General features: G+C 60.0%; 4 protein-coding genes and 6 pseudogenes. 4 read left to right on the top strand and 6 right to left on the bottom strand.

The window, feature by feature from the left end; all coding sequences use genetic code 11:
- Positions 1-123 precede the first annotated feature (123 nt).
- From ACLBX8_RS31075 to ACLBX8_RS31060, 4 genes and pseudogenes are all read right to left on the bottom strand, one after another.
- Positions 124-912: pseudogene (locus ACLBX8_RS31075) on the bottom strand (IS66 family transposase); the annotation flags it as partial.
- 122 nt (positions 913-1034) lie between these two features.
- A complete protein-coding gene (locus ACLBX8_RS31070) occupies positions 1035-1265 on the bottom strand; it encodes an IS66 family transposase (protein WP_447716355.1) in 231 nt (76 codons plus the stop codon).
- Between the two features lie 36 nt (positions 1266-1301).
- Positions 1302-2249, bottom strand: coding sequence for an IS110 family transposase (locus tag ACLBX8_RS31065; RefSeq protein WP_447716354.1), 948 nt, complete (start codon positions 2247-2249; stop codon positions 1302-1304).
- 115 nt (positions 2250-2364) lie between these two features.
- Positions 2365-2478 (bottom strand): annotated as a pseudogene (locus ACLBX8_RS31060) (recombinase family protein); the annotation flags it as partial.
- Between ACLBX8_RS31060 and ACLBX8_RS31055 the strand changes: the two are divergent.
- Positions 2471-2674: a hypothetical protein gene (locus tag ACLBX8_RS31055; protein WP_447716353.1), complete on the top strand. Its 204-nt coding sequence runs from the start codon at positions 2471-2473 to the stop codon at positions 2672-2674. The pseudogene ACLBX8_RS31060 and the gene ACLBX8_RS31055 sit on opposite strands and share 8 nt — an antisense overlap.
- 83 nt (positions 2675-2757) lie before the next feature.
- Positions 2758-3042 (top strand): annotated as a pseudogene (locus ACLBX8_RS31050) (IS66 family transposase); the annotation flags it as partial.
- A 484-nt stretch (positions 3043-3526) separates the two neighbouring features.
- Here the strand turns inward: ACLBX8_RS31050 and ACLBX8_RS31045 are convergent.
- Positions 3527-4289: pseudogene (locus ACLBX8_RS31045) on the bottom strand (IS3 family transposase); the annotation flags it as partial.
- A gap of 46 nt (positions 4290-4335) precedes the next feature.
- On the opposite strand from ACLBX8_RS31045, the gene ACLBX8_RS31040 reads away from it, so the two are divergent.
- Positions 4336-5205, top strand: a complete 870-nt coding sequence (locus ACLBX8_RS31040; RefSeq protein WP_447716352.1) for a DDE-type integrase/transposase/recombinase — start codon at positions 4336-4338, stop codon at positions 5203-5205.
- Positions 5127-6819, top strand: a pseudogene (locus ACLBX8_RS31035) (ISL3 family transposase). Before ACLBX8_RS31040 ends, ACLBX8_RS31035 begins: the two are co-directional and overlap by 79 nt.
- A 2235-nt stretch (positions 6820-9054) precedes the next feature.
- On the opposite strand, the pseudogene ACLBX8_RS31030 reads toward ACLBX8_RS31035, so the two are convergent.
- Positions 9055-9172 (bottom strand): annotated as a pseudogene (locus tag ACLBX8_RS31030) (IS5/IS1182 family transposase); the annotation flags it as partial.

Here is a 9172-nt window from a genome sequence, read left to right as displayed (position 1 = left end):
AGGCGTACCCAGCGTTTACCAACGATGGGATCGACGAGCTGAAGGAGCGGATCGCCGCCCATACGGCAGAAAGTGATCTGCTCCCGAGGAAACCGTAGCTCCCGCGTCCTTCGCCGGATGGATACGGGCCGTGTAGCGATCCGAGATCCACACCGCCGGTCGGTGACCATCCATCATCTCCCGCACCACGACAGCGCCGCGCGTCGGGGAGGCGGTGTGCACCACGGCTTGCGCCGAGTGGAACAGCTAGTGATAGGCGTTCGAGCCCTCGATGCGCACGCCGGTCTCGTCGCAGGCGACGACCTCGGCCCGGCGCAGTGTCGCGATGGCCGCGTCGCGACCCGAACGAAAGTAGCCCTGCGCGCGCCGGAGCAGGTTCATCAGCCCGCCCTGGCTGAGGGTGAGGCCAAACAGGTCGGAGAGCGCCGCCTGCAACCGTTCGTACGAGAGCGCCTGAAAGGTCTTCAGGTACGTCGCCACCGCATGCAGCCGTGGGCCGAACGGCGTGCCGCGCGCCACCTCCGGCACCGGTGCGACCACCCGCTCCCCACAACGCGGGCAACGGACCGCGAGACGCTGGTGCTGCGTCACGATCGGCGCCACCGCGGGCAGCTCGATCTGCTCGGCGACGCTGACGACCTCTGCCGGAAGTGCGGCGTGCAGACTGGCGCCGCAGCACGCGCACGCCTCGGGACGATGCTCGACGACAGCATCGGGATCGTCGCTCAACACCCGGCTGTGACCCTCGTGACCCGGCTTGGCGCCGCCGGGCTTGGAGTGCTCGCGCTGCTCCTTACGATCGGTCGCGGGCGGCTTGGATGAGGTGCGCGACGTCTTCTCTGGCCGCTGCAGCCGCAGCACCAGCTCGATCAGCTCTTCGCGGCTCAGCCGTTCAAGGTCGCTGCGGCCCATCTCACGAGAGAATCAGCGAAATCCGTCCCGCGCAAGGGCGTGGGTAATTACACATCGAGACCCTGATACTGAGGATTATAAGGCGACTATTGTCGACGAGAGTGGTGGGCTGAGCTCCCCGTTCAGCGCGGTGGCATGCCAATACGGACTGAGCGCCTTCTGCATCCGACGGCGACGGACCGCAGCTCTCGTCCGGCCGGGTTGTTGTCGAGCTCAATCCGGCGGTCGCTGAAGACGCGGGTCAGCGTTGTACATCCATGTTGCAGAAGCCGTCCTAGGTGTTTGATCCCGCGGTGTGGTGGTACGGTTGACCACCATGCGGCGAGGGATGCGCTATGGGCCAAGTTCTCCACGGCAGCGCCCGCACGACGGAGCGGCTGTGTTAGAGGTCAAGTGGTCAGTGGCCGCCAGGGTATGCGGTCGCGGACGATTGCGTTGAGCGTCACCAGAAGCTTTCGCATCACCGCCACGAGGGCAACCTTCCTTGGTCGGCCACGCTGGGTGAGCCGCTCATAGAGGGGCCGGAAGGAAGAGCCTCGTCGGATCGCGGTCAAGGCAGCCATGTACAGCACACCTCGCACAGAGGTTCGTCCGCCCGCGATAGACCTGCGGCCTCGCATCAGGCCCGAGTCGCGGTTGATCGGGGCGATGCCGACGAGAGCCGCGAGCTGGTGGCGCCCAATCGTGCCGAGTTCAGGCAGCTGAGCCAGAAGCGTGCGCGCGGTGACGTCGCCTACTCCGGGGACTGACTTGAGCAACGCCTCGGTTTCGCACCAGACCGGAGAGGCCTTGATGGCTTGGCCGATATCGCCGTCGAGCTCCGCGAGCTCCTTTTCCAAGAAGGCGATGTGCCGCCTGAGCCTTCGGATCAGCTGCTTGTCCGCGGCTTGATCGCGGCGGTTGGTCTCCATGTTGATCATCCCGAGGATCTGCCGCCGCCGGCTCACGAGCTCGGCGAAGTGGCTTCTCTCCGGTTCCGGCAGGGGTCTAGCCGGCGGTCTCATGCGCTCGGCAAAGAGGGCGATCACCTCAGCGTCGAGCGTGTCGGTCTTGGCCAGGCGGCCCATGGCTCTGGCGAAGTCGCGGATCTGGCGCGGATTGACGATGCAGAGCGGCAGTCCGGCCGCGGCGAGCGCGGCAGCGACGCTCGCCTCGAAGCCGCCAGTGGCTTCCAGGACGACGAGGGCAACCGGGCGGGTACTGAAGCGGCGCGTGAGGGCCTCGAACCCCTTCACATCCCGAGGGACATGGAAGGCCTCATCCGAGGGTCTGAGGTGAACGTCGAGACGATCCTTGGACACGTCGATACCGACGAAGAGGGTGGGTTGTTTGTCCATGACCCTACCTTGCAAATGCGGGCTCGGGCCCGAGCGGCTGTCCGGGTTCGGGACTGTAGTGGTGAGGGTCGCACCCTGCTCCGTCGCGGGCTTACAGGCCCAAGGCAAACACGGGCTTGCCGGACTTCTTTTCCTCGAAGATGCGCTCACAACCCGCCTTGGTCAGCGCATCACGCTGCAGGTCGAGGTTCTGATCGAGGGTGGAGACGCGGGCATATCCGATGAGCATGTCGGGATTGTGCCAAAATGCCGTTTACCCGGCAATAGAAAAGCCGACACATTTTTCCGACAAGAATGAAGCCATTTTGGTCGGCTCGGGACCAGCTTCCTCATTACGTCGGGAAAACCATCGTTTTGCCGATTTCAGTTTGGCTCTCGGCGAAATGTTCCAATATGGTATCTCAGTTGTGAACGTATACGACTGAGCCGAGTTTTTGGTGGTCAATATTTTGCTTAGTTAATTACAGACGCCGTTGCGCGAGTCAGATTTCTCTGATTATCTCGTGAAATGGGCCTCCGTAAACTTAAAAAACTGAGCCGCGAGGAGCTGATGGAAATGGTGCTGCGGCTGCAGCGGTCAAAGAAGATCTCACACACCTCGTCTAAGCCGCCCGCGACGGATCGCAAGGAGCAGTGCGAGCAGTCCAAGCTAGGCGGTGCCAAACCCGGTCACGAGGGCCACATCCGGGTGCTGAGCGACGATCCCAATACGATCGTCGAGCATCGTCCAGAGGCGTGCACGTGCTGCGACGGCGTCCTGCCTGGACAACTGCGCCGTGAGATCGTCAGCGTCTTCACCGCACACCTGAGCGGTCCCAATCTATTCAGCTCTATCCGCGCGCCCGTCGGTGCCTGAACCCCGCCATCACAGGCCTGAGTGATTACAAGGGGCATTTACAGATGAAACCGATTGTAATAATACTGGTCTGTCTTATTGCAATGGTCTTTTTATATACTATAGACCCAGAAAAATTCAAGAAACAAAGATATCTTTCGGTATTCAAAGAAAGCACAATTGGAAGTAAATTTTTCGTTATAACAGTTTTCGTAATATTTTCAGTGGCTGTAATGCTTCTATCGACGCGATCTTAACGCCAACACGATAATGAATCAGTGTAAGGCTGAGTGGTCTGGATGGAAATGATATTGAAATAGTGATGATGCCTTACCTGGATTCGCTATCTGGACCTGGGCAGCCGGCGGAGGCATAACCCGTAGGGCAACAACCGAGAGGTTACACAAGAGCGCTTTGAAACCGGCGAGGGTGTTGTTGCTCCCTAAAGACCGGACAAGGTCTCCTGGGTTGATCGGGCGATGAACTCGCGCGGCGAGCGGTAGCCCAGCGCGCGATGAGGGTGAAGATCGTTGTAGTGCGCCAGCCAGACAGGAAGCTGGCGCAGCACGCTCTCGGCGTCCGGTAGCACCGAGACACGCACGTAGTCGCGTTTCAAGGCTCGCACGAACGCCTCGGCCATGCCGTTGCTCTGCGGGCTCTCCAGCGGCGTCGTTTTTGGCACCAAACCGAGTTCGCGGGCGAAGCGGCGCGTGTCGCGGGCGACGTAGCAACTGCCGTTGTCAGTCAGCCACTCGATCAGGCTCGGCAATTGGTTGACCGGCCCGAAGCGGTGTTCGAAGGCGGCCACCATCAGGTCGCGGACGTCCTCGCCCGTGATGCCCGCCGTGGTCGCCACGTAGCTCATTGCCTCTCGATCGCAGCAGTCGAGCGCGAAGGCGACCCGCACACGCTCACCGTTCTCTGCCGCGATCTCCAGCCCGTCCGAGCACCAGCGCGTGTTGCGCACGGCCACCGCCAACTTGCCCTCGTGACGGCGCGTCTCGGCTCCGCCCGCATGTCGCTGGAGCAGGAGGCCGTGCACCTTCATGACCCGGTAAACCCGCTTGGCGGTTCGGCGCAGGCCGCCCATCCCGCTCGGCCTGCCGGCGCAGAAGGGCATGGACGCGCCGATCGCCGTAGGTCGGCAGATCGGCGATGAGCGCCTGGATCGCGCCGAGCAACGCGGCGTCGGGTGCTGTCGGGCGACACGGCAAACTGACCCCCTGACGCCATGAGGACCTGACCCCCTCGATGAGCGAGGAGGTCGAGATGATCAGGAACGAAGATCAGGCTCTTCAGCGGACGGACGATCCGCGGAGGGCCGAGATGAAGACGCCGGACGACGTATCGGCGATGGTGCGGCTGAAGGCGCTGGGCTGGGGTGCCAAGCGGATCGCGACCGAGCTCGGCTGTTCGAAGAACACGGTCAAGCACTGGCTCCGTCAGGGTGATTGGCGTCCCTCTAAAACGCCCTCACGATCGAAGCGGCTCGACGGCTTGACGGACTGGTTGGCCGAACGGTTCCGGCAGCACGCCGGCAACGCCGACGTCGTGCGCCAGGACCTCGCCAACGAGAAAGACATCCACGTCAGTCTGCGCACCGTGGAACGGGCTGTGGCGCCGTTGCGGCGGGACCTGGTGATCGCCGCGCGGGCGAGCGTGCGGTTCGAGACGCGGCCAGGCGAGCAGATGCAGATCGACTTCGGCGAGCGGCGGATCGAGATCGGCGGTGTGCCAACCCGGGTCTCGCTGTTCGTTGCGACGCTCGGTTACTCGCGTCGACTGCATGTGCGCGCCTTCGGCCACGAGCGGCAGGAGGACTGGTTCGCCGGATTGGAGAGCGCCTTCCAGGCGTTCGGCGGTGTGCCGCGCGAGGTGCTGCTCGACAATGCCTGCGCCCTGGTCCTGCACCTGCCCCGGTCAGCCGCGAGGTCATCCTGCATCCGCGTTTGCACGCCTTTGGACTTGCCCCGTGAAAGTGGCTCTTCGTCATTTCGTGTGGCTTCCCCGTGCGTTCTCCGTTCGTGTGAGAATGACGGAGCTTGGCGATGGCGCGGCTGCACGAGGTTCCTGGCTGCCGGGTACTCTCCATCGAGGACGGGCCTGAGGCGGGCGTTGTGATGCACGTTCGCGGCTGCCGCTGCGCAGGACGCTGTCCCGATTGCGGCACGCTGAGCACCGCCCGTCACGGCTCCTATCAGCGGCACCCCGCCGATCTACCCTCCCTTGGACGAGCCGTTCGGCTCGATCTCACCGTCCGGCGTCTGCGCTGCCTCAACCCCTCCTGTTCCCGACGGACATTCTGCCTTCCTGCCCCTTCTCTCCTGGCTCCGCACGCCCGACGAACTCGACGCCTCGCCAAGGCGCAGCAGCACGTCGGCTTGGCCATCAACGCTCGAGCCGGTGCGCGCCTGCTGGCAAATCTCTCCATGCCGGCGAGCGCCTCGACGCTGCTGCGCCTCATGCACGCCGCGCCCCTGCCGCACGTTGCCCGAGCGCGGGCAATCGGTGTCGACGACTGGGCCTGGCGGCGCGGGCGCGCCTGGGGCACGCTCGTCGTCGACCTCGACCATCATCGCGCCATCGATCTTCTGCCCGACCGCATCTCGGCGACCTTCGAGGCTTGGCTAGCGTCACACACCGATCTGGAGATCGTCGCACGGGATCGCTCGACAGGCTACGCGCGTGCGGCCCAGGCCGTCGTCCCGCGTGCCCAGCAAGTCGCAGATCGCTGGCACTTCCTTCTGAACGCGCCAGATGCTGGAGCGCTGGTTGGTCGGCGCTCATGCCCGCCTGCGCGCCCTTCCCGTCCCCTCCGGCTCGGCGGCTCCCACTCCTGATTACGCCCGCGACCACGCTTTCCCGCGCAGCCGCACAGATCAAGCTGCCGCGCAGGAGGCACAACGTTGGAGGGCCGTGCGTCATGCACAGGTGCAGCGCCGCCGCGCGGCCGGCGAGTCGATCATGGCGATCGCGCGCGCGATCCCTCTGGCACCGGCAACGGTGCGGCGCTACGCCACCATGGAGAGGGCCCCGGAACGCGGCGGACGGCGGATCGGATCGAGTCAGCTCGATCCCTGGCTAGCCTATCTCGAGCGCCGCCGTGCCGAGGGCTGCGAGAACGGATTGCAGCTCCTGCGAGAGCTGCGCGAGCGCGGTTACGCGGGCGGCTCGCGGCAGGTGCACAAATGGCTGCAGAGCCGACGGACGAAGGTCGCGATCACCACGCCGCGACGCTGGCGTGACGTCGTTCCCGGCATGACGGCCCCCGGCTCGGCCGAGCTGCCGGCGCGGCGCGAGCGACTGCCGGGATCGAAGGTCCTCGCCTGGATCATGACGGCGGCGCCGGATCGGCTGAGCTCGGCCGATAGCGCGCTTCTCGCGCGCATCGTGCAGGATCCAGACGCGGCCACGCTACACGGGCTGGTCCAGCGCTTCGTCGCGTTCGTACGCGAGGCCGGGAGGAAGGGGAACGGATCGTCCGCCCATGGCAACCGACGTCTGGCGTCGTTCGAGGCTTGGATCGTCGAGGCGAAGGCGAGCGGCATCCAAGCCGCGCAGACGTTCGCCAGCGGGCTCGTCGTTGATGCGGCCGCGGTAAGGGCGGCGTTGACGATGCCGTGGAGCAACGCTCAGTCCGAGGGCCAGATTACGAAACTGAAGCTGATCAAGCGACTGATGTACGGCCGGGCCGGCTTCGACGTCCTACGCCGTCGCGTGCTTCTGGCTCCTTGACCCACACGAAATGACGAAGAGCCATTAAACCGTCGCAAGTCCAGCCCTGTGGTGCCGTCCAACATGGATATCTCTCCAACACCTATTCCACATTTGGCTCGAGTTGAGCTGGCTCGTGTTCTGCAAGTTGAACTTAAGCGTGTTCGGTGTTTCCCAGGCTCCGCCGACGGCACGTGGGGTACAAGCTCGGTCAAAGCGCTTCGGGCATTTAACAAATATGCACGGGCTCAGGTCGATACGACAGAGCCCACCTTAGAAGCTATTAATGTGGTGCGTAACAAAATATCAGAAGTGTGTCCTTTAACGTGCGGTCCGGGGTTTATTCCTCAAGAGAATACCTGCAATAAGATAGTATGTGCGTCGGGAACAGTCTTGACGAAGCTCGGACGCTGCGTAAAAACTCGAGGTTCTGACTCACCACAGAGTGTGGAGAGGCTGCGGCACATGCCTCTCCCCGAATCCTCTCCCACCAGAGCACGAGTGGTGGCAATAAACAAACGCGTTCAAAAGCAAAAAAAAATTGCTTCATGTTCAATGGGGCCTGTGAGTAAGACTTTAGGACGTATAATGATTGTAAATCACGGAGATAATTGCATTTAATTTTCCTTTAATGTTTGAGTTTTACTTGTTAAAAGACATGACCGACCTATCGAAGTCTTTATGTTACAAAAAATACGTAGTATTAAAGTTTGTTTATATGTTTTACTAACCGAATGTGGAGGTAATTAGCTGCTTAATGCCTAGCCTTTATTATAACTAGACGGGCGTCAGTCCGATTTCAAGAGAAAATTTAATATAAATGGAGCTGAAACATCTTCTGCTTAGAAGCGACTCTAAAAAATTGGGAAGTTTACAGCATCCGTTCTTTTACTGGTTGACTTGCGAGCTTGTTTGACTGTGCTAAAATACAAAGTCGCATGACCAGTACGAAATCTTCTGATTGTAATATGGTTGGTCGTTGCGGCAGAATATCCTAGTAAAATCGAGTCAATTCGAAATTACAACTCTGGAGTTAGCGGAATGTTTTCAAAAATGATGAAATTCAATTTCGCAGCGCCTTCAACAGCGCTAATTATCAGCTTGGCATTTACGAGTAATGCCGAAGCACAATTAGCTAATAAGACATATGTGCTGGATATTACTTCGCAGTCGTCTGCTGAGGGCGGGGTGGCATGTCGCGTACAGCAAAGGATCTACGTCACACACGAAAAAATATACCAAAAAGTTTCTTATGTCCAGTGCGGAGATGGACCTTCTTCGATGACAGCAAGAGCACAAGGGTCGATATACAAAGTCAATCAAACTTACTCGACGACTGTGAGATGTGTTGGCACGAAAAAGAACACGACTTGCGATGACGGTGTTGTTTTTCCACCCAACAGTGAGCCGTATAATTGGACTACCAACAGGACAATGACGTCTTCCGTCAGCGCGGATTCCATAGTCCTTGAATATAACGATATGTTTCAGAGCAAACATGGGTCTAATAACATTGGAGGTAAAGTCGTGATCCAATCGATCGGTGACAGCTGCTCCGTCAATCAATACAAAATAGGTAACGACACAAGCCTTTCAAATAGTTCCTGCCGAGTTGTGAGAGGTAGGGCAATATAAAGCGGATATCAATGCTATGGCTTTCTGAGGCTTGCGTTTGGACTTGCGGACCGTCGCTGGTCCGCAAGTGCTATTCGGCGGTCGCATTAGAGATTGGTTATCACCGTTCAGGCAAAATTTTAGGGGAATTTAAGAGGTGTATTTTCCCATCTATCATTCCCGCTGTTAGATCCTATGCTTGCATGGCGGGGGCGTTGAGGCGGGGGCGTTGAGGCGGCGATAGCTTTTTTATAAGTACGTACTGTGCTTAATTTCGCCAATCGTTGTGATTTACATCTGACGTCAGTTTCCGGCGCGCGCGAAAGCAGAATTTCCTTGGAAGTGGACTACAGTGGGTTGTTTATTAACACTCTACCGCCGCGTTGCGTACGCCCAGACCTGGGGACATCGAAGGAGCTCGGGCGAGGTTTATTGTCCCTTACGATTGATGGCTGCCTGAATGTGAAGTCTTCAACTTCGTATGTGATGGGGTACATCTGGCAGCACCTGACCATGAATCACAGACGGCCCTTACCTCCAACACCTCCCTTTAAGATCAATGGTTTGGCTGTGCCTCTTAATCAGCGGGTCCTAGGTTCGAACCCTAGTGCGCCCACCAATAAAATCAGAGGCTTAGAGCGCCTAACAAAACCATCGTTCGATGAAGCGCCAGACGATGAGGGCTGCGGCCAGGGTGGAGAAGGCAAGATGGATGTCGTGTCGCCGCTCGTAGCGGATGGCGAGGCGACGGAACTGGGCG

The sequence above is a fragment of the Methylobacterium sp. D48H genome (assembly GCF_053345715.1).
Note: the sequence above shows the minus strand (reverse complement) of the source record. Positions and strands in the feature narration are given on the sequence as shown.

What these genes read in the sequence shown, in the direction of transcription:
- ACLBX8_RS31065 (WP_447716354.1), bottom strand. Translation starts at nt 2,249, where the DNA reads ATGGACAAACAACCCACCCTCTTCGTCGGTATCGACGTGTCCAAGGAT.
- ACLBX8_RS31040 (WP_447716352.1), top strand. Translation starts at nt 4,336, where the DNA reads ATGAGCGAGGAGGTCGAGATGATCAGGAACGAAGATCAGGCTCTTCAG.
- ACLBX8_RS31055 (WP_447716353.1), top strand. Translation starts at nt 2,471, where the DNA reads ATGAGCATGTCGGGATTGTGCCAAAATGCCGTTTACCCGGCAATAGAA.